The sequence below is a fragment of the Chitinophaga sp. genome, assembly GCF_019236475.1.
Lineage (GTDB): Bacteria > Bacteroidota > Bacteroidia > Chitinophagales > Chitinophagaceae > Chitinophaga.
The window spans coordinates 780741-806311 of sequence record NZ_JAFAIX010000004.1 but is presented as its reverse complement, the minus strand read 5'-3'; the positions used below and the strand labels follow the sequence as shown (position 1 = coordinate 806311).

Sequence of the window (25571 nt, the reverse complement as noted above, 5' to 3'; positions counted from 1 at the left end):
GAAGATTACAGAAAGACAAGTACTGGACGAGAGTTTGACAGAATGAAGATTACTGAAAGACAGGGACTGGACGAGAGTTTTACAGAATGAAGATTACTGAAAGACAGGCACTGGACGAGAGTTTTACAGAATGAAGATTACTGAAAGACAGGTACTGGACGAGATTTTTACAGAATGAAGATTACTGAAAGACAGGCACTGGACGAGATTTACTGGATGAAGATTATTGAAGGACAGTTACTAGATGAGGATCACAGTACGAGGGTTACAGTACCAGATTTCCGAATAATTCCGGGATGGTCTATATTCTCATATTCCAGTATCCAAACATAACTACCGATATCTGCTTTCCTGCCATTAACCATACCGTTCCAGCCTTCCCCTGGATTATGACTACCAAATATGAGCTGCCCCCAGCGGTTAAACACCTGGAAGAAATACTTACTGGTAGCACAATAGACTACCGGCCGGAACAGATCATTGCGGCCATCGCCATTAGGAGTAAATGCCGTTGGCACATAAATATCACAGCCACAGTGCATCGCACTTAGATTTATGGCCGCGGTACTGGTGCAGCCCCACTGATTCCGGACCTTTAGTTTAACCGTAGTAGGCGCAGTAGCCAGAAATTGTCCCTTTGCGCTGAAAGGCCCATCCTGCCAGCTAAAGCCCTCTACATCAGCACTGACAGTTGGTTGCAGGAAGAGTTGCGCATCATTACAAATCACAGTGTCATGCCCCAGCATTACGGTAGGCAGGGGATGTACGGCTACCGGGCCGGGAACCTCTACCGTGGATGGATTACAACTGCCAGTGATCGTATATGCGATGGCGTAAGTTCCTGGTTGGTTCCACTTCACAATCAAATGATCCCCTGTTCCGGTAATATTCGGATTCCCGTCAATGCGCCATTGGAAGGAGGCTACCCCATAATTAGTGACTACAATCGACATGGTATCCTCCACACATACAGCGGGGCTGTAGTGAATGCTGCCCGGATCACTCGCTGCTTTTACCGGGATGCTATGCGTAATCTGTCCGTTCACAATACAAAGGTCCACTACGGTCAGTTTTATGGCATAAACACCTGGCGTATTCCAAGTTAGTTGAGGCGTAAGGGTTTGCTGTCCGGAGAAGGTAGAATTACCATCTGCACTCCAAGTATATGCGTCATCTGCTGGAACACCAGTAGCGCGCAGTGATAACACACGGTCCGTACAGAGCAATGTGTCCGACATACTGAAATCAATAACAGCGGTGTCCCTTACTGTCACTGTTGTTTTGGCATTAATAGTACATCCTCCTGACGAGGTATAAGTTAGGGTGTAATCTCCTGTATTTTTAAGCGCCGCTGTATTGGTGACAACCACATTTAATCCATTATAATTGCTGCCGTCCGGGCCTTTCCAAATAGCGCTGGTGGGTACATCTGTGGTGGAGGCTTGCAACTGAAGCTTACTACCGGCACATACGGTGATTGCATCTTTCACGGTTAGCACCGGCGCAGTTTTCAGTGTTAGGGTAACCGTTTCTGATATCGCCCCTCCTACACAGGGGCCAGTAGTATTATCATTAATCAGTACCTGGTATTGACCTGCATCTGTAAACTGGGCACTCGCAAGGGTATACGTAGCCCCCGTAGCGCCAGGAATATCTTTCCAGGTATTGGTCGTTTTATCAAATTTCTGCCACTCATATACCGGCTTGGTAAAGGTAAGTCCTCTAAGATCTGGGGCCAATACGATGGAACTTCCTACACAACCGGTATAATTGTTTGTGGGCGTATTATTGACCAGGATGGGTACAATTGGTTTGCAGGTACTAAAGATGATATCATCCACCGCCAGATCATTACCACAGCCACCTGGGGCATCATCCAGTAATATTACCTGGATAGTGGTGATATTCGGAGGAATGGTAAACAAGAAACCATAGTTTTTCCAGGTGCCACTTGGATTAGGATCTACAGGAATATAGCGTTCGGTTATCTCTCCCAATATTTTCCCATTCGCATCGGCTATCTGGAGTCGTACCCGCGAAGGAATAGGAACGGTATTAGCGCCACAGAACATAGTAGGTGAAATAACGGAACAAGCGCTAAATGACAACGCATATTGTTGTCCGCCACAAATATTGCTGAACGTTTTTCGGTAAAATTCACCTGGTACAATAGATCCACCGATCACCAACATACGACCATTGGGCTGTCCGCTATGGTCCGGCATGGATTTCCAGGTATTATCCCCTTTGGCCAACTGGGGATTATTGATGACGGAGTAATAGCCATTTTGTTGAGGGGCAGCATTCGCATACTTGTAAGCGTTACTGCTCAATCCTGGCAAAGGGGCGCCAAAACCAGTTCCTGTACCAAAATCTTCATGAGACAAGATCCTACTATCGGTGGTACAGGCGCCTCTTCTTAAACTACAAGCCATATCTGTACTATCTATCAGGCCGTTACCATCATCGTCGATGCCATTGTTACAAATTTCAACATCCTTATCATTAGCGCCTTCCGCCATCATGGCAATGCCATTTACTTGCCCTATGGGTCCTTTCACCGGATTGGCGATGATATAGGTGGTAGCATCCAGCAGATCTACCAAGGCCAGCTCTCCGAGGGTACTAATGATATAACAGATACCATATTGATTGCAGCCAATACCAAAGATGTTGCCCCTGACCGCCATCCGACCGGCATTGCGCTGCGCAACGATTTTAGTTCTAGCAGCATCGAGGGTAACTTCCAACAAGAGATTATTGGTGGTGGCGACATAAAGCTTTCCATCACTGAAACACAAATCCCCACCTGAAGGGTATTGCATCGTTCCTAGGAGGTATATCACCCCCGCAGTCATATCTACCTTGTATAAGCTAGTACCGTCGGCTACAAAGAGATTACCATATCTGTCACTCACCAAAGAGTTTCCACCACTGAAACCAACAGTGTTGGTCAGCGGAATGAATGTACATACCCCTGTGACAGGATTGATTTGAAAAATAGCACCACTATAAATACCATAGAAATTACCGGCCGGGGTAATAGCCAGGTCTTCAAAATTGTACGGCAAGGAAACCATTTTCGTATAGGTATCATTGGATATGTCTACATAACCCAACTCAAAATCATCTACCACATACAGGCGATCCTGGCTGTAACAATTGAAAACAGGAAATAATAATAACAACAACAACAACAACAGACATAACCCCTGAAACAAAGATGGTTTCATAAAGGAAGTTATGGACCAAAAGTACAGAATTTGTTAATCCATTCCCGTATTTTAATATGAAAATCAATCAATTATGGATGTGCTTGATAACTACCCTCTTTCTTATTGCTGACTATACATGTGCGTTTCGCAATAGTGCCAACGTATTTTCGACCACTCCACGAGTAGTGGTAGCATGCTGTAAAATCGTTTGTCCATGATGATTGCGCAGTTGCGCAATATCCCGTTTGTAATGCTTGAGAAAAGGTATGAGTATGTCTTGTTCATTTCGTTGTACGAGCCGAAATATTTCCTGCGGAGCGATATCGATCATGGCATGTAAGAGCCAGTGAGGCCTGGAGGAGAAAAACGATTTGAAATACTTTCTTGCTTTATTATTGCTGGTAAAAGCATTCAGCAGATCCTTTATGATGCCGGCATCCAGCTCACGACGCAATTTTTCAAGATAAATGCTGATAGCTGGCTCGTCTGATGGGAACAACATGGTGAGCCACTGTAGGTTCATACCTGCCAGCTTGTTGAAATAGAAGGCCGGCGTATTGAGGGTTTTATACTCAAAGAGTGCATAACCATGACACATCAGGCGCTGCATGACTTTTTCCTGCAATGGTGCTACCTGCGGGGAATTTCTCAGGAACTGCAAAAAGTATTCGAAATAAAAAAAGTCCCTTATCCCCTTTCCTGCATCGGGATCATCCCCCATCAGCCAGGGTAGTATCCTATAGCAAACCATATACGGTGGCAAGGCCTTTAATCCCAAACTGTTGGCATCGATTCCCTGACCCAGATATAATAATACCCATTCCAGACAGGTACTACCACCATTTCCCACATACGCTTTTTGCTGGTAGAGATCCGCCCCGCTGACAATCGCCTGCTTTATTACCTTTTCAGCCAGCGCCAGTATTTCCGGATCTTCCATCTGGCTCAGATTTTTGATGAACATGGCCAAGTTATAAGCACCTAATTCATGGTGCCCCAGTGTACTCGCGGAAGCTCCCTGCTCTATCAGATCTTGCAATTGGCCTAAGGTAGCAGGCAAGCCAGAACCCTGTATGGTGAGAAAATAAGTACCCAGTTGCTCGAATATGGCATTAAACTGTTCATCCAACTGCATGCGCTCATTCACTGCGAGGGCGTTGCGTTTCAACAACCAGGCAGCGCTTTGTTCCTGTAGCATTTGTTGTTCCTGCTTCAGCTCTAATCGTGTCTGTTCAAATGTAGATGATTGCGGTTTTTCCATGGGTGAACGTCAAAGATACAGTTCTGTATAAAAATACAAAGTCCACCTCTATAGATAGAAGCGGACTTTTTTTCTAGAGAAGCACGAAAAAATTATAACTTTATAGCAGGCAGATATAATGCAATTTTAGATGCACTTTTTACCCTCGCCAGCGCTGGCCCCGTTCATAAAGAACTATACCCTTGTTAAGATTGATACCCATATGGAGAATGTGGTGTTTTACCCCAGTGGCTATGTAGATTTTGCCATCAATTTCTCTTCTGGTGGTGCTGCAACGGGTATTAATGGGGTATGGCGAGATACCCCTGCTATTGAATTGCTGGGGCATCTAACTTTACCCACCCGACTAACGGTTTTACCAGGAACGGTGGTGCTGATAGCCAGGCTTTATCCGCATGCCAGCGCAGTATTTTTTCCGATTCCAGCGGCTGAGTTTACGAACTATGCCACCGACTTACAAGATGTATGGGCCAAAGAGACCCTGGAATTATACGATCGGTTGATGGCTGTTGATCCAATTGAACAGAAAATCAGCGTCCTGGAGGCCTATTTGCTAGAGAAGCTCCGACAAAATGAGAAACAACTAAAGAAGATGGAAGTAGTGCAACAACTTTGCACCCATCTGCTTAAAGGCTATGACCATTTTGATTTGACTTCCCTCGCACAAGATTCCGGGATGTCAGAAAGAAATATCCAGAAACTTTTTCTGAATAATGTTGGCATAAGTCCGGCTTCCTTCGTATCCGTCGTCCGATTTAATAAAAGTCTGGCACAGGTCCTGAACACCAACGCATCATTAACAGACATTGCATATGAGTGCGGTTATTATGATCAGGCCCATTTTATCCGAGAATTCAGGAAGTTTACTGACATTACTCCTTCTGCCGCCAGGCGCTCGCCGATTAAAGGTGATACGGACCTCCAACAGGTGGTGAACATTGGATTTTAGGCCGTACTATTGCTTTAATGGGCCGTTGCTGCTGAACATATCATGGTGCATTTTCCAGCCGTCTTTTGTTTTTTTCCAGACAATCAGCACTTTACCTTCATCTATTTTTTTACCGTTCATATCTGTCATTTCATAGTAGCTTTCTTCTGTAACAAACTCTTTTCCATCGCCAAAGAGATGCTGGATAGTAAATTTGCAGTGTACCTTAGGACCATCTTTGAAGAATTTGGCAAGGTTCTCCTTTCCACAAACAGGGGCTGCATTGGGAGGGAGCAGACAAGCATCGTCTGTATATCTGCTGAGGATAGAGCCATCATTTTTATTAGCCAGGTCGGCATATATAGCATTACTAGCTTCAATCGCTTTTCTCACTTCTTTCAGCGGATCTTCGCCTGCTTTGGCATATCCAGTAATAGCCATTCCTACTAATAGCAGTTGTAATGCGATCATTCTTTTCCTCATGGTAGTTTTTCTTTTCATCGTTGTTATTTTTTACAAAAAAAGTTAATTCCAACAGCCTGAAATTGTATAATTGCGAACAAAATATATCCATGCATCAACACCTGATCGATAACATCTCCCACCTCATCCGGATGTCGGAGGAAGAGAAAGAATGGATTTCCTCCAAGTTCATTGCAAAACAGTTTAATAAAGGGGATTACTTTCTACGGGAAGGCCAGATTTGTCGGGAAGTGGGTTTTATCGAATCTGGACTCGTGCGCTATGTTATCACGAAAGAAAATGGGGAGGAACTGACAACGAGCTTCAACAAGGAATTGGAATATACCTGCAATTACGAAAGTTTTCTGGATCATTCCCCCACCAAGGCCAGTATCCAGTGCATAGAACCTAGCGTTATTCTTACCATCTCTTACGACGACTTGCAAGCGCTATACACGCATGTAAAAGAAGGGGAGAAATTCGGGCGACTGGCATGTGAATACCAATACGTGCTGGCTATACGACAACTGGGCAGCTTGTACAAGCAAGACCCTGAACAGCGTTACCTGCAATTCTTGGAAACCTATCCTGACCTGGTTCAGCGACTTCCACAGTATTATATATCCTCTTTTGTAGGCGTAAAGCCGCCTTCCCTCAGTCGGATTAGAAAAAGGCTGGCCAAATGATTTATTAACCTGGGTGAACGAACGGGCATTTTGCGGTTCATAGCTTTGTATCATCATAAAACACAAAGCCATGAAAACAACCACACACAAAGCCTTTAACATCATCTCCCTGGTAACAGGACTACTATTAATTTTTATCGGTCTGCGTTTCTTTTTGGTGCCCGAACAAGCGGAAGCTGGATTTGGCATACAAACTGGGCCACATACTTCATTTGCTTTTCATTATATCAAGGGTGCCCGCGATTTTGCCGTAGGGTTGCTCACCCTAGTATTGTTGCTGAACAAGGAATACCGGAGTTTGGGTTGGATGATGCTCTGCATGGGATTGGTTCCTACTAATGATCTCCTGATGGTACTGAATGACCTGCATCACCTGATCAGCCATACGTATGCGCATATTATTGCCATTATCATCTGTTTTACCGCTGGCCCTTACTATCTCTACACTACTAAAAAAAAGGTATATGCTCTTTAGTATCCTCCTCTTGATTCATTTCCTCGCATTTACAGCCTATCTCGGACATTTAGCTGTTATGTGGCCTCAACGTGGAGCTGGCCCTCGGACATATACCGGACTGATATTGGGCATTACACTGCTGGTAACTGGTATTATTATGGTGGCATTAAAATACCCACATGTCAACTATTACAAGGTAGTACCTAAAACAGCCATTTTTCTCGCTGTAACGGTGATCAATATACGATTTGGCGATAAGCCCTACACGAAAACTGCTTATTATTCCCTGCTGGGACTCACGCTTTTGGCTGCGTGTATAGCAGTGTTTCATTAGTATAATATAGGGAGACACTGCCTCATTGTCCCTGATGTGTTGAACAGTAGCGCGGATCAGGTGTACATCAGGGACAATTTACAACTCATAGGTGACCTCCCCCATATATTCCAAGAAGAAATTACCTCCATTTACGGACGACGGCTGAATACCACGATAACCGGGATATCCAGCATCTATCCCAAATAAAATCAGGGTATTTACCCTTTGAAGAAAGGCGCTATCTGTGCGGCTGACAATTTGCGGTATCCACTCCGAGGCATACGAGTAATCAGCAAATTTTTCTGTAAACGATTGGGGGCCATCTTCAAAACCATGTTCCATAAAATCATGGTCCATCCAATGCTCCCCTTGTGTTTTCGCGAATTCGGAAATATACAGCTCCTCCGCATCCGATTCATCGGCATAGTAAGCAGGATCTTCTGCTACGAAGTTGCTGAGATCATTTTCATTTTCGAAATATCCCAGCCAGATATGCGCCCTTCTTCTTTCCATAATGGTATACTATACGACGGAGAAGTCAGTTACTAATCGGCATATATTTCCATTCTCGTCATAACCGATGAAGGAGCCATAGCAGCCATCTCCCCAGCCAGAGCTGAATAAAGCAGCATTTGTAGATTTCCCTGTCCACATCATCCAACTACGTGTATGCGTGTACGTTTTATCCATTTCAGTGGTCAAATAATCGTAGTGTGCATCATCTTCTGCGAGGAATGCATCCAGCTCAGCGGCGGCTGCCGTGTCCATAAATGCGCCTGTTCCTGCATCTACGCCATAGCAAAATACTTCGTCGGATTGTAAGGTAGAGATATCCTCTCCTTCGCAGAGGGCCATCTTCCAGGTGGTGGGTAGTGTATCTGCAAATTTTATTCGGGCAAAAGCGATGCGTTCATCGTTTTCAAATTTAGCAATGGCCAGTTGTACAGGGAACTCTCCCTTGGGAAACTGCGTTGTGAATGCATTCTCCTGACCAGGTATATAAGGGTCACATGCAATGATTTGACCAGTCGTATTTTTTAAATTTCCAGCCTCCACCGTATAAAATGTGCAACTTTTGCCAGTGGATTGCCAGGTAGTACCTTGTTCAAAAGCGGTTTCCAAATGAGCTGGAATTTGTAATGTAGACATAATCGTTTCGGATACTTAGTTATAATATTTAGAATCTTCGAGGAATTTGAGAATGGCTGCCTGATTGGAATAATCCAGGGTGATGATATCTTTTATAGCCTTCTTTTTGTCTTTTGCATGTTGGTAGTAGGACTTACAAATGGTGTATCCCATAAAATAGCCTAGGTCTCCCATTGTTTTGGTCCTAGACCAATTATACATCCAGTTATCGTAGCTCTCTCCCATCATTTCTTTTTTGAATTGTACTTTCAGGGTATCCTCATGACTACGGCCATACACTATATAGCTATTGGTCAGGGTGGATTTAAGTACCTTTTCTGCAACGAAGTCGGCGGCACCTTCCGTCAGGCATTGCCCCAGGAGGATATTATTACCATCGGTTTTCTGCTGCGTATGTATATACTCGTGAATGGCGATCCACAGGATATTATCGCTTCCCTGGTTTTTGAAGAAATTGGACAGTCGGTTGTCCTTGAACTCAGACACGTCTGTGGATTTATTGCCTGTGACCACTTCCGTACCTAACAAATTAGTGGAATCCATAACGGTGCCGGCAGAGCGTGTAGCCGCAATAGTGAAATACATTTTACCATTCCTCAATTCCGGGTAAAGTTTGCGAAAGTCTTCGACAGCCGCCTCAATAGCGGGTATTTTCTCCTTTATCTGTAAGGTATTGGGCCGGATGGAGGCCCAGAATTTAGGATATTTATGGATACATGCCACCAGTTTGGCAGCATCAAAGTCCATCACTTCCATGTACTTTTTCAGACCTGGCGTGCCCTTGTCTGTATACATATGCTTCATCAACTCCACCTGCTTCGCCGAATCTGGCTCTACCTGAACAGCATCAAAAGCTTTCCAGAAAAGGTCTATGTCTGTAGTAAAAAAATTAGGGCCATTTTGACTATATACCTGGACTGTAGTAAAAAGGGTACAAATCAATACAAGCAAGCATGATTTCGAACAAAAAATAAGTACGCGGTTCATTTTTAAACAGGGGATTTGGGTTTATTATTGTTTTATGGGTTTATTTTCAGATAAGAGATTTTGGATGATTATTGTTGGTACCGTCAAGTTAGAAAAAATATCCTGTACTGTCAAAATCCTGCATAGTATATGCGGTAGTGGCATCCGTCTTTTCATCATGGTAATCTTTCTTTTCACTGCTGTAATTCTTTTTTGCAAAAAAAGTGAATTCCAACAGATTGAAATTGTATAATTACGACAAAATATTTCCAAATGGAACAGGAATTTGTAAGGTAGAATAAATGATTTTCGGATAGTTTATTGATAATATTTAGAATCGTCGAGGAACTTGAGAATAGCCGCCTGATCTGAATAATCTAGGGAGATGATATCTTTAATGGCCTTCTTTTTGTCTTTCGCATGTAGGTAGTAGGACTTACAAATGACATATCCCATAAAATAGCCTAGGTCGCCCATTGTTTTACTCACTGCGCCATTATACAACCAGTTAGAGAAGTCTGTTCCCATCATTTCTTTTTTGAATTGTGTTTTTAGGGTATCCTCATGACTGCGACCATATACTAAATAGCTATTGGTCAGGGTTGTTTTTAGCACCTGTTCTGCCACGAAGTCGCAAGCGCCTTCATCAAGGCATTGTCCTAACAATATTTTACCTTCTGCTTTCTGCTGCGTATGTACATACTCGTGAACGGCTACCAGCAAGATATTATCTGATTCCTGATTTTTGAAGAAACTGGCCAGTCGGTTGTCTGGGAACTCTGATACATCTGTGTATTTATTGCCTGTGGCCAATTCTGTACCAATCAAAGAAATAGAATCTTTCACGGTACCGGCAGAGCGTGTAGCCGTAATAGTGAAATACATTTTAGCATTCCTCAGTTCCGGGTATAGCTTGCGGAAATCCGCGATAGCCTGCTCGATGGCGGGCAACTTCTCTTTTACACGCAAAGTATTTGGCCGGATAGAGGCCCAGAATTTCGGATACTTAGTGATGTTCTCCACCAGTTTGACCGCATCAAAATGTCGTACCTCCATGAACTGTAACAAACCAGGCGTGGCCTTGTCTGTATATAAAGTCTTCATAAACGCAATCTGCTGCTCCTTATCCTGTACCGTATGCATGGAGTCAAAGGCTTGCCAAAAATGGTCCACATCTGAAGTAAAGATGTTCTGATCATTTTGAGCGTTGGCAACAAGCACCTGGCAAAGGGTCCCCTGCAATATGAGCACAAACGATTTTAATAGGGTGATTTTTAGGCGGTTCATGTCTTGGAGTAGCGTTTTGTTGGCAGTCTGAATACTGGAATATACTGGGAAGTTAGAGAAAATCCCTGGTTCTGTCAACTAATCCCAAGAGTGGCGCTAATCCATCATTCCCTTTCCCTCTAGGATTTGCGGTATCCATTTATCGATCCTCGATTCTCGGGTTTTAGACTGCTTTGGGGACGAGAAATAATATATATAAGCACGTTGTCGGCCGGGAGTGAGTGCTTGGAAAGCCTTGTTTAGTTTTTTGTTGGCAGCCAGTTTATCTTGTAGTTCTGCCGGAATGGGAATGGCGTTCTCTTTATTCACCTCCACTTTTAAGCCCGCTCTTTCCAATTCGATAGCCTCATATACGTAGGCTTTCAAAACAGCCGCCACTTTGTTGATCTCTTTTACATTCGTAAACCTGGCTTGGCGTCCTACTTGGGTATTTTCACCTGTTTTCACGAGGATGCCATCCGGATCGCTTAGGAGTACACCTTTGAAGAATAGCACTGCGCAATAATCCTTAAAACCCTGGATAATCACGATGTTCTTTCCTTCATGGGCATAACAGGGCTTACCCCATTTCAATTCTTCCGTCAGGTCACAATCCAGTAGGATGGTTCTCAGCTTTTCCATTTCTTTTTCCCATTGGGTGGCCTTGTCAAAAAAGGCGTCTACTTTGCCATTTGATACCTGTTTCATGCTACTTTATTTTTAGTTTACCTGCAACGGACTGCAATTGATTGTGCGCCATATTAATGCCCTGTACCATTCCCATTCTCAGGTTCTGGTCTCTTTTATCGCCGGATTCATAAATTACGTGGATATTCAGTCTGCTAGTATCTTCCGTTAGTTTTTCGAAAGTCAGCAGTTCCAGGGTTACACCGAATGGCATGCCTTCCATTTCGAAAGTTCGGGTGATTCTCTCATCCGGTATCCATTCATGGATCACACCATTTGCCTGAAACAGCACTTTCCCTTCTGGGTCTTTTGTCTGGTATTGCCAGCTACCATGCTTTTTACTGTCCAGTTTTAATACATGGGTCCCCATCCACTGTTCAATGATTTCAGGGTCTTCATGGGCTTTAAATAGCAATTCTACCGGCAGTTCAAATTCCCTGGTGATATACAAATCCTGCTTACCAGTTTCTGCGTTGATTTTCGTACGGTTTTCCATGGTTTACTTTTTAGGTTTATAGTTTTTCATGATAGCCTCCAGCTTATTAAAGCGGTCATCCCACATTTGGCGGAATGGTTCGATAAAGTCTGCCACCTCTTTCATTTTTTTAGCATTTATATGATAATAAATTTCTCTACCACTTTGTTCCTGCTGGAGTAACTCGCATTCCGTGAGTATCGCCAGGTGCTTAGAAACGGTAGGCCTGGCCGTATCAAAATTAGCGGCGATGGCCCCGGCTGTCATGGCTTGTGTGGCCACCAACAGTAATATAGCCCTTCTGGTGGGGTCCGCTATCGCCTGGAACACATCTCTTCTTAAATTCATTATGTAGCTATTTGACTACAAATATACATGTAGCCATTTAACTACGCAAATTTTTCTTTTTCCGGGTGGAGGACACGTGTCTCCCGATAGTCTGTAAATTATTGGTAATTTGCCCGGAATACAGCATTTGAATTAATCCTCCCGGCGCGTAGTATGGACAAGAATACCGAATATGAAAAAATGCCTAAAAATCTGAAAGGCCTTCATCTCTCAGAAAAAGAACAGCATGACCTCAACAAATTAAAATGGGTAGTGACAGAGAAAATACATGGCGCTAATTTCAGTTTTGTATACGAGCAACGGCAATTGAGATATGCCAAGCGAAAGGATTACCTGAAATGGAGTGATGATTTCTTCGGTTTCCAGGTGGTAGCTGCCGCCATGGAAGAGCGCATTATTCACCTCTTTGAGGCGTTGCAGCAGGATATTCCAGCACATAGATATATCATTTACGGAGAGCTATTTGGCGGTAAATATCCTCATCCAGCCGTGGCGCCGGATACGCAAGTGCAGGCTATTCAAACAGGGGTATATTACAGTCCAACAATACAATTTTGTGCATTTGACATCGCCATTGAAACCACGGAAGAAGGCTCCAAACGGTACCTCGACTATGACATCGCTGTAGGTTATTTTGAACGCTTCGATATCTTTTATGCCAAAATACTCTTCTCTGGGAAATGGAATGAGGCCTTAAATTTCAATACCAGGATCGATTCCAGGGTTCCTGCCCAATTGCAATTGCCAGAACTGAGTCCTAACTTGATGGAAGGCATCGTCATCAAGCCTTTAAGCCATAGTAGTTTAACTACCTTGACTACACGCCCAGTGATCAAACTCAAAAATCCTGAATTCGACGAAGAGAAGAAGTTCCATGAAGCGGAGAAGTGGTCTTACATACCAGCAGTGAGTTCGCGTGCAGAAGAGCTTTCCTTCCTGGTGGAGGCAATGGCCCACTATATCACGAAGAACCGCCTGGACAGCGCCTTATCCAAGATTGGTCGATTAGATTTCTCCAATGAAAAAAGACTACAAGACATCCAACAAGAATTCTTGGAAGACATCCTCACCGATTTTAATGACAGCAATGATCAAATCCTGCATGAGCTAGATGCTACTAAGTTACAATGGATAAGAGATCGTATAGGCGCTAGAGTTACAGCGTTCATAGCTGATTGTAAGCCCTCAAAATAAACAAAGCAGTTTCTAGCATTCATTTTCGTAGGGTCGTGGGAATAGTCTTCAGAACAAACTGGCCGTTCGCTTGTATAATAGAGATAAACCGGATATTACTATGAAAGTGATTTGTCATATGCTTGCATCTGTAGATGGTAAGATTAAGTTGAGCGACTGGGGAGAAGCCTTGTATAATCAATCTTTTTCGGCCTTGTATGAAGAGGGTCATGCTTCTTTTAAGGCGGAGGCCTGGTTCTGCGGACGTGTAACCATGAGTGAGTTTGCCAATGCAGAGATACCCGTTCTGGAATCCACTACTGGTAAAAAAGTAGATAGAAAAGCGTTTATCGGTGACCCCAAAGCCACTTCCTTTGCCATCGCTGCGGATTCCATGGGAAAATTGGGCTGGAAATCCAATGACATCAGCGGCGATCATATCATTGAAATACTGACCGAGTCTGTCAGTGATGGTTACCTGTTATATCTTCAAAAAAGAAAGGTCTCTTATATTTTTGCTGGAGAAGACGAATTGGATTTATCCCTGGCACTCAAAGCACTGGAAAAACATTTCCCCATCAAAACAGTCCTGCTGGAAGGTGGTGGTACTATCAATGGCGGAATGTTGAAGGCGGGCCTTATTGATGAATTGAGTCTGCTCATTGCGCCAGTAGTAGATGGTACTACAGGAGGTACGAGCGTTTTTGATGTTCCGGGGTACTTGTCAGGTGCGCCTGGCAGGCATCTGCAATTGATATCCTGCCAGACGTTGGCCGATGAGGTGATCTGGTTGCGATACGCCTTTAAGTAAATTAAAGTATCTCTACGTATCCATCGGTTCCATTCACCCGAATGATATCTCCATCTTTTATCAACTTTGTCGCATTTTCCACGCCTACTACCGCTGGTAGGCCATATTCCCGTGCAATCACCGCGCCATGGGTCATTAGTCCCCCTACTTCTGTAACGAGGCCTTTTACAGACACAAATACAGGCGTCCAACTGGGATCAGTGTAAGTGGTTACCAGGATATCCCCTTCTTCGAGATCCGCCTCCTCCATGTTCAGGATGACGCGCGCCCTACCTTCCATCACACCGGAGGATACTGGTAATCCGGGTACCGCACCGGCAGGCAGATGATCCTTTTTGTAAGTACCTGTGATGATTTCACCTTCCCCGGTCATAACCCTTGGTGGCGTGAGTTTTTCAAATTGTTTGAACTCCTCTTTGCGTGCTTCTATTAGTTGTAGATCCAGTTGTTGAGTACGCACTACTTCTTGTAACTCCTCGAAAGTAAGATAATAGACATCTTCCTTAACCCCTATCACACCTGCTGTTACCAACAGTTCCGCTTCTTTCATGATGGCCTGTTTATATAAGTAATAACGGCTCATCAAAGCATATTTGGGATACTCTCTGTAGCCGATAAAGTTTCGGACCAGATCGATCATATATTCCGTTTCTGTTGCTTTCTGTTCCCCATCAGGCAATAGTTTTAACCGTTGCAGTATTTCTGCTTTCTTGCTGAAGGCTGCCTGTTGGCCTGCTTCAAATTTTTGAGTGCTCGCGTTGGGTGCGAAGTTTTTGATATTACTGAGCAGCATGGGCAGCAGTATCGTAGGTTTTTCACTCCAACGAGTTTTTGTGACATCAATTTCCCCCACGCAGCGCATGCCATATTTATCAAGATAAGCTTGGATAGCACCCCGAACTTCCTCTCCCCCATTGAATGTAGGCAGTTCCTCCATGAAGGTATCCTCTTTCGCCTGATGCAAAAAGTGCACTATTGCTGGGTAAGGGCGAATAATATCTGCCACGTCCAATAGCGCCAGGCCCATTTCTGCCGTGATATTATTAGGAGTAGACAGTGAAACCGTGTCTGCCACACCTTTCTCCCCTAGCCACTCTTCCATTTTTTCATTGATCCATACAGAAGCGTCCATCGCCGCCATAATCAATACGAGGCTATCTGCACTCAATAGTTCTTCCCTAAAGTGCGACAAGTCTTTCCGAATAAAATCAAATATTTCCGCCCCGGATCTAGCTTGGATATTTTCTTTTAATATTTCAAAGGAAGATTGAGTATTGGCAATCAGCTCCGTCACAATAGCGGGATCATTTTTAATCTGCGAATAACTTGGTGGAGTATTTTTATTAATAGGCGAATCCGTAGCAGCAGCGGGAAAATTCTCGCGCGCAATCAGCGCCAGCAGGGCATTTTTTATGAGCAAATCCGATTTACCGAAGGCATTGATCAACATATCTCTACCAGCAGGAGTAGCCAGTTGTTGCGCCACATCCACGAACAGCCTACCTCCAGCCTTATACATGGAAGCCCTGGTGGTGGTGAGGAAAAACGATAAGCCCAATGGTTTCATCGCATCCGTCATCATTTGGTTGTGGCCAACGGAAATATAATAGTGCTTTTCTTCGTCCTGAACCGCTGGCAACGGGAATAACGTGGTGATAGGCCGACTCTGTAAGATATAAAATTGATGATCGGCCAGGCACCATTCTATGTCTTGCGGAACGCCAAAATAAGCCTCTATTTCCCTTCCCAGTTGGTCTAATTTCAGTATATCCGTATCCGTTAGAGATGGCAGGATTTGCTTTGCTGGTGGCAGCTCTTGGGTGATCGTACCCCCAGAGGCAAGCGGCACCACAGCCAGTTTTTTCGTGGAGATGTTGCGGTCTATGATACGATTCTCTCGTACTTTAAAGTTATCAGCATTCACCAAACCAGATACCAATGCTTCTCCCAGTCCAAAGCTCGCGTCTATGGAGAGCACTTTGCGGTTAGCCGTAACCGGGTCGGCAGTAAATAAAATACCGGATACGGTGGGGAAGATCATTTGCTGAATAATCACTGCCAGACTGGCTTTCCTATGATCAAATCCATTTTGTAAGCGGTATATAACCGCCCTATCTGTATACAGAGAAGCCCAACATTTACGGATATGTTGCAGGATAGCGGCATTGCCGGTAATATTCAGATAGGTATCTTGTTGGCCAGCAAAAGAGGCGGTAGGCAGATCTTCCGCAGTAGCGCTGGAGCGGATGGCATAAGCCTGGTGTGCTTCCAGCCTTGTTAGGATGGCTGTAGACAAGTGCTCAGGGATTGTTATACCTTCAATGATCGTCCGAATTTGCGTGCATACAGCGGCAATTTCCTTTCGGTTATCGGGTTGCAGCTCGGCCAACTGTGTTAGCCATTTATCCAGGGTTTTATTTTGCCCCACCATTTCCTCATAGGCGGTGGTGGTGATACAAAAACCAGTTGGCACCTGTACCCCTGCTATGTGCGTGAGTGCGCCGAGGCCAGCAGCTTTACCGCCGACCAATGCCACCATTGTATGGTCAATTTCGTGTAATCCAAGTATATAGGTACTCATGGTTGTTCTAGTTTCTTTGTGGTGGATTGCATGATTTCAATGGCTTTCGCGAAATAGGATTCCAGGACCTTTATCTCCTTCTTGGAAAACCCCGCCAGTAAGGCTTCCGATTGGGTGCGGAATTCCTTGTACAATGGCTCAAAGAGGGCCATTATATTTTTCGTATTGGGTTCAATGATGACCTTTCGTCTGTCGTCTTCCGAAAATTTTCTTTTTACCAGCTTCTTTTTCTCAAACCTGTCGATCATCCCTGTCACGGCGCCGGTGGTCAGTCCTGTTAAACTGGCTAGTTCGCCGGCCGTCATCTGGCCTTTTTGCATGAGAAAGCCCAGGTATTTGTGGTCAGTCCCCGATAGGCCGGCCTTTCGGGCAACCGTTTCATGCATCTGGATACTCGTATATGCGTACAACTGGCTCATTCTTCGGACCTGTTGAACAATATCATCTTCCATTATTATATCTTGTTTAATAAGTATCTTAGCCACTAAGATAATAATATTTCAGGAAGTTGTATAAATAATTTTAGGGAGACACGAAACCATCCATCTGCCTTATGTTTCCTGCGGCAGCTATTGAAATTTGCCTTATTTTAGCGGTTTGGCGGCGCTGGGTCATCCCTTATAGCCGTATGACAATAACCTATATACGTACTTAGAGCATTTCACTTACATGAAAAAAACGCGTAACCATCCAGTAGCATTGCCATTCCTATTTCTTTCGGAAATGTGGGAGCGCTTTGGTTTTTATCTGATTCTCGGCATTTTTCAATTGTACCTGACTGATACCGCCAAAGGTGGCTGGGGCATGGATAGGGCTACTGCCGCGGATATCTTCGGGACTTTTATCGCATTTGTGTACCTGACACCTTTTCTTGGTGGGCTGATAGCCGACCGTAAACTGGGCTACAGCAAATCCATTATTATCGGCGGGATATTGATGGGGATAGGATATATAGGTCTATCCGTCCATAATCTGACTGTTTTTTACAGCTCCCTAGCGCTGATCTGTATTGGTAATGGATTCTTTAAACCTAATATTTCCACCTTATTGGGGAATGTTTATAATGATCCTCAGTATCGTAGTCGTAAAGATACCGGGTATAATATCTTCTACATGGGGATTAATATCGGGGCTTTTATCTGTAACTTCTTTGCTGCGTTCCTGCGCAACTCCATTGGCTGGGGCGCGGCCTTCATTGCCGCTGGTATAGGTATGTTCTTGGGGGTTATTATTTTCGTCATTGGCATGAAACATTACAAGCATGCGGATGTACGCAAACCTGTACAGGAAGGCGATATGCCATTGAGCAGGATTTTTTCCGTGGTATTCTTGCCAGCCATTGTAGTAGGACTCGGTGCGTGGTTTATTCCTGGTAATATTTTCGGATCTGATTCCACAGATGCTTTCATTTTTGCATGTATTCCTATCTTGATGTTCTTTGTATCCCTCTTGATAAAAGCGGATACTAAAGATCGTAAACCGATGGCGGCATTGCTCTCTATATTTGCCGTATCCATTGTATTCTGGGCGGTATTTAAGCAGAATGGTACTGCACTGACTACCTGGGCACAATACTACACCGACAGAGAGATCCCTGCCGTTATTGAGAAACCTGCCCAGGGCCTGCTCCTAGTAGAATCAGTCACCAACAAACAAGATTCTACCACTGCTTATGATGAGGAGTTCCGTATTATCCGGGATGCAGCGGGCAAACCAGCCAAAGTTTGGGCGAAACCCGTGTATTTCAAGAATGTGGCGCAAGAGAAAATGCCGGCAGAAGGACAAAGTATCAGCCTGTTTAATACAGAACTGTTTCAGTCCATCAATCCTTTCTTTGTCATTACGCTAACACCGTTGATCGTATTGTTCTTTGCATTGCTGCGTAAACGCAATAGGGAGCCTTCTACGCCTTCCAAGATAGCCTGGGGCCTGCTGATATCCGCGCTCTCCACGCTGATGATGGTAGGCGCGGTATATGTGTGCAGCAACGGTACCATTAAGGCGTCGCCATGGTGGTTGATCGGTTGTTATGGGATTATTACTGTTGGGGAATTATTCCTGAGCCCAATGGGGTTATCGCTGGTATCCAAACTGAGTCCACCGCGTATTACCTCGTTGATGATGGGTGGCTGGTTCCTCGCTACTTCTATCGGTAATAAACTTTCCGGTATTTTGGCTACATTATGGGATAATTACGATAATAAAGCGAATTATTTCCTGGTAAACTTCCTGCTATTGGGTGGGGCCGCTGCCGTGATATTCCTGATGTTACGCTGGCTAAACAGGATTTTTAAAGAGCATGTCAACTAGACACGGTTCCATTTAACTAACAAAAGCCTTCAAATCCGCAGATTTGAAGGCTTTTGTGTTATTGTTGATCTCATTAGATTTCAAAAAGGAATGGCGTTGCAATGGACTTTGTCATACAGGCATAATATATCATCGATGACCGATTTGATTTCAGCCAGACTACCCCCTTTGCAGAAATAGCCAGCAGCACCACTATTGATGCAGCGTTTAATATCTGTAGGGCTTCCGTACGTACTCAGCACCACTCTGACCATTTGCTTATATCTTTCAGATTGGAGTAGGTGTCCGAGCATTTCTACGCCTGACATGTGAGGCATGTTAAAATCGACAATCAACAGATGAGGGAGTCCATTATCTGGCAAGGATGCTAGATATGCCATCGCATGCTTTCCATCTGTCATGGCTAATAAAGTAAAAGATGGATTCATGGCGCTAATCATGGTTGAAATGATGTATAAATCATCTTGGTCATCATCCACCAGGAGAATATCAATATGGTTTGTCATGGGTACAGTTTTATTTGGAGTAACGATACATATTGTGTAAGTACTAAACCCATCATTATACGAATTGTTCATACCTTTTCAAATTATCTAGCGTAGCTGTTACCACATCTATCTGACTGCTAAAAACCTACTTAAAACAATGATCCTGGTCATTATTTTCAACAGCCCCATGGTGAACAGGAAACCCCATGCTGATTACTTTTATAATCACTTGTGTAGGCAATGCGTCATCTTCAAAACCGCTTTCTCTCAGTGTTGGGGCTGTCATCCGGAGAAACATCCTACCAATCGCAATATTACAGCGCAGCGCTCGAAAGGCATATTTGGCGCATGAATTGGACACTTTTTTCCAATTAATTCTTCACTAAAAAATCTCATTTTATGATGCAGGAAATAATACAAGCGGTACTACAGGATTATGAAAATCCTGGTGGCAAGCAATATCCACCTAAAAAGAAGAAATTGGGCAATACAGAGGAGTCTGACGAATCTATACATGGTGAAGACCAGGAAGAGGAGGCAGATGACGAGGTCTTTGGAGAAGATGAACCCATCTTAGAAGAGGAGGATTCGGAAGAAAACCCGACAGATGAAGAGCTAGATGAAGAAGAGCCCGAGGAGTAATAAAAAGGGCCTGAGAATATTTTCTCAGACCCTGCATACTCCCATTCCCGTCTCCGGTTTAACCCGGTTCTGGTTCCTACGGGGGATGCTTTCGCAGTTCCCAGGTCTCTTCTACAAGAAAACCTGCCCCATTTACAGGAGTATCCTAGTATTTATCCGATTACTTTGTTGGTGGAGTCTGTGGTGGAGGTTTAGTTCCAGTATCTGGCCTTCCGGTAGAATCTTTGTTCATGGAAGTATCAGTGACGCTTGGTGGCGCAGTGGCCGCAGCCCCATTTGTACCAGTGGTATCACTTGTATTTTTGTGGGTACCTGTTCCGCATGCCTGGCTCATCACGATCGCTACCGTTGCTAACATAAACAGTGCTTTCTTTTTCATGATCGTTAATTTTTTACCGGTAATCTAATAACTCAAATCTTATCATCAATCTGACAGGCACACTCTCCTCCTAATATGGCCTCAAACCCAATGCCAGTAGTGACTGGCTCATCTTTTACTTACGTATAGTACTATATAAAAAGGTCGGAATTGACGTGACGTCCATTCCGACCTTTTATCTTTTTTGTCGCCCTGCCCAATGGGTAGGGACGACAGACTGTATGCTATTCCGTTATTCTGATAATAATGGATTATTTGCGATCGCATCCGCAGGGATTTTGATCGTATAACGCGGATCTCCGGCCTGCAGGGTAACTGATTTACTTTTTATAGTATGCGTAATCTTCGGCTGTGTGGTTCTGCGGAGATCAAACCAGCGATGACCTTCGAAAGATAATTCACGGAACCTTTCATCGTAGATTTCCTGCAAGAGGGCATTACCGCTAAGCGTTGCCAGTCTTGCTTCTTCCATCTGATAGAAATCCGGCGTGAGGCGGTTTTTCTTCAGTTGGTTCAGGTAAGTGCGCGCTTGATCTGGCTGATTCAACTGTGCAGAAGCTTCAGCCGCGATCAGGTACATTTCCGCTACCCGGAATGACTGACGATAACTATTGCTGTTGGTTACTTTTGTAACCACGTTGTTGTTTTTGGCGTCTTTTCCGTAGAACACTTTTAGACGGAGGTCGCCACTAGGATTGTAGAGTGCGAACAATGCATCTGATACATAGGCCGTTTGAATAAATGGGCCGGTCCAATTCTGTTCCAGGGCCTGGATGCTTTCCGCCGAATTATACAGTGTAGGCAGCACGGATGATTTATTAAAATCCACTAGTGTGCTTTTCTTATCTAATACTGCTTTCGCTGCTTCGAGGGATTTAGTCCATTGGTGCGTGTAGAGATATACCCTTGCTGCCATGGCCAGTCCAGAGACTTTGGTGAATTTATAGGAAGATGCAGTCTCATATTGATCTACATTCACCAATGACAGCCCAGTGGCAATATCAGCGATCACCTGATCATACACCTCTTTCACGCTATTACGTCTGCTTACATTTTCCAGGTCCACTTTTGTGATGAGTGGCACGCCTTTATCCGAAGCAGCAGTGGCTTCATTGTATGGTTTACCGAACAGATTCACCAAGTTGAAGTGGGAATAAGCGCGCATCAGGTAAGCTTCTCCCAATAACTGGTTCTTTTCCTCCTGGGTACCGTCTGTAGCTGTTGGTACAGCCTCAATAATATGGTTGGCATAAAAGATCTGCTGATACTTGGCTCTCCAGTCATAATTAGCAGTAGAAATACCGCCACTATTCTCATCCCAGAAGTAGTTGGGTTGAAGTGTGTTCACGTCAGCAGAGCGGGTTTCATTCATTTTGATCTCATCCCCGCGATAAGAAGCCAGTCCTTTATCATAAATAGTGATAACATAGCCTGCATCCAGTTCTTTACGGAAGTCGGCCACTGAGGTAGGGATTACTTTCCCTACCGGCACAATATCCAAGTATTTTTTGCACGAAGAGAAAGCGGTCAATGCCCCTAACAGTCCGGCGGTATATAGTACTTTACGCATTGGTTTCAATTTTTTAGAAAGTGGCATTCAGGCCGATGGTAAATGTTTTTGGAATAGGCTGTGCATAGATATTTCCCATTGTTTCAGGGTCCATGTAGCCATCGTAGTTACCAGAGAATACGAATGGATTACGCGCTTCTGCGGTAATTTTCAGGCCTTGCAGGCGAATGCGACTGCAAACGTCTTCTGGCAGGCGGTAGCCCAATGTGATATTGCGCACGCGAACATATCCACCGTTTTTAATCCATAATCCCAGGTTGGTGAACTGATAGTACTTGTCTTGCAACCAGTGGCCCAGCAGCTTTTGTTCCTCTGGGGTATTTTCATTGCCATCGCCAAACAGTGGAGGCGACTGTCCATGCGGATTGGAAGGGGTCCAACGGTCCAGGATTTTATTGGAAGTGTTGGTACCGCGATCGTAATAGAATGGATTATAATACGGCTCAATTTTCACTTTCTGGCCCAGGTTAAACAGCAGTCCGATAGCCAAGTCAAATCTTTTATAGGTGAAATTGTTGTTGAAACCACCCGTGTACAGTGGATCTGAAGAGCCCATATTGCGGAAGAGGGCTTTTTGCTGCTCGTTCGTCAGATTAGAGTACGGGAATAGGCCACCCAGCTCCGGGTCTCCCGCAAAATCATCCTGCAACTGCAACAGCTCTGCCAGGGTCTGCGTTTTACCGTTATGGTTCACGAGGATCATACCATGGTCATTCATACCTGCATAGTCAATTCCCCAAACGGTGCTGGTAGGCATACCTTCCCTGGATGGGAAATAGGAGTTATCCTGCAGGGTTTCGCGCAGTACGGTATTTTTATTATAAGAGAAGTTGAAGTCGGTAGACCAACGGAAGTCTTTCCGAATAATATTACGCGTACTAATGCTGAATTCCACGCCACTGTTACGCATTTCCGCCCAGTTAACTGACATATTCTGGAAACCAGTTTCCAACGGCAACGCACGTACGTTGATCAGGTCTTTACCATGACGATCATAGTAATCAGCCGTAATATTCACCCTGTTTTTCAGGATGCTGATATCGATACCAATATTTTTGTTGATGGTTTTTTCCCATCTGAGCTTGGCATTAGGTGGTGCGTCTACTTTGATGATCTGCAAAGGATTACCTGGTAAGATAGGTACATTCCAGTAGTTACCTACTACGAAAGGCGAAGTATTTTTATCAATATTACCCTGTAAACCATAAGAGGCACGCACATTCAATGTGTTGATGAAGGTAATCCCGCGCATGAAAGGCTCTTCCATCACTCGCCACAATCCACTTACTGACCATAAAGGCAGGTATTTATACTTAGGATCTACCCCAAACAAGTCGGAGCCATCAAAACGGATGCTTCCACCTAGGGTATAGCGGTTATTGTAAGTATAGCTGCCGGTTCCGAAGAAGGATACAAAAGCATTCTCCGTATAAATTGTTCTGTCTTTATACAGGTCTTTTATATCGTTATCATTCTGGAATTTGATAGGAATGGTAGTCAGTGTTTTTGGATCATAACCATAACCGGTGGTAGTGATATATTTATCTTTCACTCTTCTCACCTCATTACCGGCCATGAAGGTGAAGTCGTGCTTCTTATGCAGGTTAAAGCTGTATTCCGCCATTGTTTTGAGGGTATACTGCTGCATGTTCTGGTTGTTATTATTGATCACGCCACCATTAGGTAGAATGGTCTTCTGCGTGCCAGAAGTAGGGTCAAAACGCATGTTCTGATCTGCCAGTAATCTTACATAATAAGTATTGCCCAGCGCGATCTTTTCACCGGTGGTGATATCCGACTGTATACCCAACTGGGAGCTGATATGCAGGCGAGGAATCACTTCATAGTCCAGTTTAAAGTTGGTGTTTACCGACTGTGTTTTGAGGTTATTGCTTGTATTTGCTCTTTCCTCCAGCAGGTTGAAATCTACCACATTTCTATCTCCGCCAATGTTCCTGTCGTACACATAGTTGCCTTTCTCATCTGTTGTTTTGAGATAGGGATTAGCGAGACGCGAGTACTGTACAGGGTTGGTGCTTCCCATACTGTTCGAATTGTAAGAGGTCTGATTACGCTGGTTGGCAAAAATGCCAGCAGAGAATTTCAGTTTACTAGTCAGATCATAATCTGTTTTCAGGGTGATATTATAACGATTAGCGCCAGTACCAATGGTAGCGCCTTTTTCATCATAATAGCCGCCGCTGAAGTAATAAGCAGCTTTATCGCCACCGCCAGAAACGCTTACCGTGTGTTCCTGTGTGAAAGCATTGCGAAAGATCAGATCGTTCCAGTTGGTATTGACACCTCTGAGTGCGTTGATCTCGCTGCGGGCAGCAGGATTGATACCGTCAAATCCTTTAGTAGCCAGATCTTCCGGGGTAACATTATACTTTTGCAGAATGCGAGATACTTGTCCGTTATTCTGTGCGTAGGTAAAGTCGGATGTATACAAATCCAGCTCCAGGCCTACTTTCTGGTCGCTGTTCATGAGGTTCAGTCGGCCCAGATCAGGCTTCCTCGTGAAAGTGAAGTTGTTGCGATAATTCACAGACAAGCGCTCTCCTTTCTTACCAGATTTAGTAGTGATAACAATCACACCATTTGCAGCGCGCGCACCGTAGATAGCAGTAGCAGCCGCATCTTTCAGCACCGTGATGCTTTCGATATCAGAGGGACTATAGCCGGCAATGGAAGTAGTATATAACTGATCAATCGCTTTAGCGTCGTCCAGGGTAGGCAGATTGGTACCTTCAATAGGCAAACCGTCTACCACCCAGAGGGGATCTTGTGTACCCTGTAAAGAAGAAGTACCACGGATACGGATTTTCGCAGCTTGGCCAGGAGCGCCGGATTGTGGCGTAATAGCCACACCGGAAAGTTGCCCTTGCAGCATCTGTTCCACGCTCATCACCCCACCTACATCGATTTTGTCCATGCTGATCTTATCGATAGCACCAGTGGATTTATTCTTCTTGATGGTTTGATAACCGGTAAACACAAATTCATTCAGGTTTTTACCGGAGGTAGACATTGCCACTTTATAATAATTGCTGGTACCCAGGTGCAGCAGTTGGGTTTCGTAACCCATAAAACCAATGGTCAACTGCTTTACAGAGAGGGAATCTGGCAGCTTCAGGGAGAACTCCCCTTTCTCATCGGTGATGGCGCCGATGCTGATATTTTCAATTACATTCTGTGTACCGGTAACGGTGCCAATCGTTTTATTGCTGGCATATACCGACACGCCTGGTAATACTTCGCCAGACACTGCGTCTACTACTTTTCCTTTAATAGTACGCTGGCCCGTTTGCGCCTGCGCCCACCGTGGAGAAAGGCAGACTGCCAGGAGCAGGCAAAATACCTTCATTAAAAACTGACTTTTTTTCATTGCTTACAGTAGA

24 protein-coding genes are annotated in these 25571 nt (G+C 44.4%); 8 read left to right on the top strand and 16 right to left on the bottom strand.

The features are described 5' to 3' along the window. Positions 1–251: 251 nt before the first annotated feature. Both JO154_RS07235 and JO154_RS07230 read right to left on the bottom strand, forming a co-directional pair. Complete coding sequence (locus JO154_RS07235) at positions 252–3233, bottom strand: gliding motility-associated C-terminal domain-containing protein (RefSeq protein WP_291943202.1); 2982 nt, start codon at positions 3231–3233, stop codon at positions 252–254. Between the two features lie 112 nt (positions 3234–3345). Next, positions 3346–4476, bottom strand: coding sequence for a hypothetical protein (locus JO154_RS07230; RefSeq protein ID WP_291943200.1), 1131 nt, complete (start codon positions 4474–4476; stop codon positions 3346–3348). A gap of 130 nt (positions 4477–4606) precedes the next feature. Between JO154_RS07230 and JO154_RS07225 the strand changes: the two genes are divergently transcribed. Then, entirely contained in the window at positions 4607–5425 is an 819-nt protein-coding gene (locus JO154_RS07225) for a helix-turn-helix transcriptional regulator (RefSeq protein WP_291943198.1), read from the top strand. Between the two features lie 6 nt (positions 5426–5431). Here the strand turns inward: JO154_RS07225 and JO154_RS07220 are convergent, their stop codons facing one another. Continuing rightward, a complete protein-coding gene (locus JO154_RS07220; protein ID WP_291943196.1) occupies positions 5432–5905 on the bottom strand; it encodes a nuclear transport factor 2 family protein in 474 nt (157 codons plus the stop codon). A 71-nt stretch (positions 5906–5976) separates the two neighbouring features. On the opposite strand from JO154_RS07220, the gene JO154_RS07215 reads away from it, so the two are divergent. From JO154_RS07215 to JO154_RS07205, 3 genes are all read left to right on the top strand, one after another. Next, positions 5977–6552 (top strand): Crp/Fnr family transcriptional regulator, encoded by a 576-nt coding sequence (locus JO154_RS07215; RefSeq protein WP_291943194.1) that lies wholly within the window; start codon positions 5977–5979, stop codon positions 6550–6552. A gap of 70 nt (positions 6553–6622) precedes the next feature. Next, positions 6623–7027 (top strand): DUF4267 domain-containing protein, encoded by a 405-nt coding sequence (locus JO154_RS07210; RefSeq protein WP_291943192.1) that lies wholly within the window; start codon positions 6623–6625, stop codon positions 7025–7027. Beyond that, the gene (locus JO154_RS07205) at positions 7017–7343 is read left to right on the top strand and encodes a hypothetical protein (RefSeq protein ID WP_291943190.1); all 327 of its coding nucleotides are present in this window, start codon (positions 7017–7019) and stop codon (positions 7341–7343) included. Before JO154_RS07210 ends, JO154_RS07205 begins: the two co-directional genes overlap by 11 nt. A 78-nt stretch (positions 7344–7421) precedes the next feature. Here the strand turns inward: JO154_RS07205 and JO154_RS07200 are convergent, their stop codons facing one another. The 7 genes from JO154_RS07200 to JO154_RS07170 form a co-directional block, all read right to left on the bottom strand. Continuing rightward, on the bottom strand, positions 7422–7838 hold the full coding sequence (locus tag JO154_RS07200) for an immunity 22 family protein (protein ID WP_291943188.1): 417 nt from the start codon (positions 7836–7838) through the stop codon (positions 7422–7424). A gap of 9 nt (positions 7839–7847) precedes the next feature. Continuing rightward, positions 7848–8474 carry a DUF4241 domain-containing protein gene (locus JO154_RS07195; RefSeq protein ID WP_291943187.1) on the bottom strand — a complete coding sequence of 209 codons (627 nt, stop codon included), beginning with the start codon at positions 8472–8474 and terminating at the stop codon, positions 7848–7850. Positions 8475–8489: 15 nt separating this feature from the next. Next, a complete protein-coding gene (locus JO154_RS07190) occupies positions 8490–9278 on the bottom strand; it encodes a hypothetical protein (RefSeq protein ID WP_291943185.1) in 789 nt (262 codons plus the stop codon). 480 nt (positions 9279–9758) lie between these two features. Beyond that, positions 9759–10727 (bottom strand): hypothetical protein, encoded by a 969-nt coding sequence (locus tag JO154_RS07185; RefSeq protein ID WP_291943183.1) that lies wholly within the window; start codon positions 10725–10727, stop codon positions 9759–9761. A gap of 96 nt (positions 10728–10823) precedes the next feature. Then, the gene (locus JO154_RS07180; protein WP_291943182.1) at positions 10824–11414 is read right to left on the bottom strand and encodes a YdeI family protein; all 591 of its coding nucleotides are present in this window, start codon (positions 11412–11414) and stop codon (positions 10824–10826) included. A gap of 1 nt (position 11415) precedes the next feature. Continuing rightward, on the bottom strand, positions 11416–11889 hold the full coding sequence (locus tag JO154_RS07175) for an SRPBCC domain-containing protein (protein WP_291943181.1): 474 nt from the start codon (positions 11887–11889) through the stop codon (positions 11416–11418). Positions 11890–11892: 3 nt separating this feature from the next. Continuing rightward, a complete protein-coding gene (locus tag JO154_RS07170; protein WP_291943180.1) occupies positions 11893–12216 on the bottom strand; it encodes a metalloregulator ArsR/SmtB family transcription factor in 324 nt (107 codons plus the stop codon). Between the two features lie 153 nt (positions 12217–12369). Between JO154_RS07170 and JO154_RS07165 the strand changes: the two genes are divergently transcribed. Together JO154_RS07165 and JO154_RS07160 are read left to right on the top strand one after the other, a co-directional pair. Beyond that, positions 12370–13410 carry an RNA ligase family protein gene (locus JO154_RS07165; RefSeq protein ID WP_291943179.1) on the top strand — a complete coding sequence of 347 codons (1041 nt, stop codon included), beginning with the start codon at positions 12370–12372 and terminating at the stop codon, positions 13408–13410. Between the two features lie 100 nt (positions 13411–13510). Then, positions 13511–14200 (top strand): RibD family protein, encoded by a 690-nt coding sequence (locus JO154_RS07160; protein ID WP_291943178.1) that lies wholly within the window; start codon positions 13511–13513, stop codon positions 14198–14200. Between the two features lies 1 nt (position 14201). Here JO154_RS07160 and ppsA read toward each other — a convergent pair whose 3' ends face one another. Both ppsA and JO154_RS07150 read right to left on the bottom strand, forming a co-directional pair. Next, entirely contained in the window at positions 14202–16781 is a 2580-nt protein-coding gene (gene ppsA / locus JO154_RS07155) for a phosphoenolpyruvate synthase (RefSeq protein WP_291943177.1), read from the bottom strand. Then, positions 16778–17233 carry a MarR family transcriptional regulator gene (locus JO154_RS07150; RefSeq protein ID WP_291943175.1) on the bottom strand — a complete coding sequence of 152 codons (456 nt, stop codon included), beginning with the start codon at positions 17231–17233 and terminating at the stop codon, positions 16778–16780. The genes ppsA and JO154_RS07150 overlap by 4 nt, the downstream gene beginning before the upstream one ends. A gap of 217 nt (positions 17234–17450) precedes the next feature. Here JO154_RS07150 and JO154_RS07145 point away from each other — a divergent pair, with 217 nt between their 5' ends. Further along, positions 17451–19091, top strand: a complete 1641-nt coding sequence (locus JO154_RS07145) for a peptide MFS transporter (RefSeq protein WP_291943173.1) — start codon at positions 17451–17453, stop codon at positions 19089–19091. A gap of 80 nt (positions 19092–19171) precedes the next feature. On the opposite strand, the gene JO154_RS07140 is transcribed toward JO154_RS07145, so the two are convergent. Then, positions 19172–19597, bottom strand: a complete 426-nt coding sequence (locus JO154_RS07140) for a response regulator (RefSeq protein ID WP_291943171.1) — start codon at positions 19595–19597, stop codon at positions 19172–19174. A gap of 381 nt (positions 19598–19978) precedes the next feature. Between JO154_RS07140 and JO154_RS07135 the strand changes: the two genes are divergently transcribed. Continuing rightward, entirely contained in the window at positions 19979–20221 is a 243-nt protein-coding gene (locus tag JO154_RS07135) for a hypothetical protein (RefSeq protein WP_291943170.1), read from the top strand. Positions 20222–20381: 160 nt separating this feature from the next. Here JO154_RS07135 and JO154_RS07130 read toward each other — a convergent pair whose 3' ends face one another. The 3 genes from JO154_RS07130 to JO154_RS07120 all read right to left on the bottom strand — a co-directional run bounded on the left by JO154_RS07130 (position 20382) and on the right by JO154_RS07120 (position 25537). Next, positions 20382–20600 (bottom strand): hypothetical protein, encoded by a 219-nt coding sequence (locus JO154_RS07130; protein ID WP_291943168.1) that lies wholly within the window; start codon positions 20598–20600, stop codon positions 20382–20384. Between the two features lie 232 nt (positions 20601–20832). Next, positions 20833–22170: a RagB/SusD family nutrient uptake outer membrane protein gene (locus JO154_RS07125; protein WP_291943167.1), complete on the bottom strand. Its 1338-nt coding sequence runs from the start codon at positions 22168–22170 to the stop codon at positions 20833–20835. 13 nt (positions 22171–22183) lie between these two features. Then, positions 22184–25537 (bottom strand): SusC/RagA family TonB-linked outer membrane protein, encoded by a 3354-nt coding sequence (locus JO154_RS07120; protein WP_291943165.1) that lies wholly within the window; start codon positions 25535–25537, stop codon positions 22184–22186. Between the last annotated feature and the right edge of the window lie 34 nt (positions 25538–25571).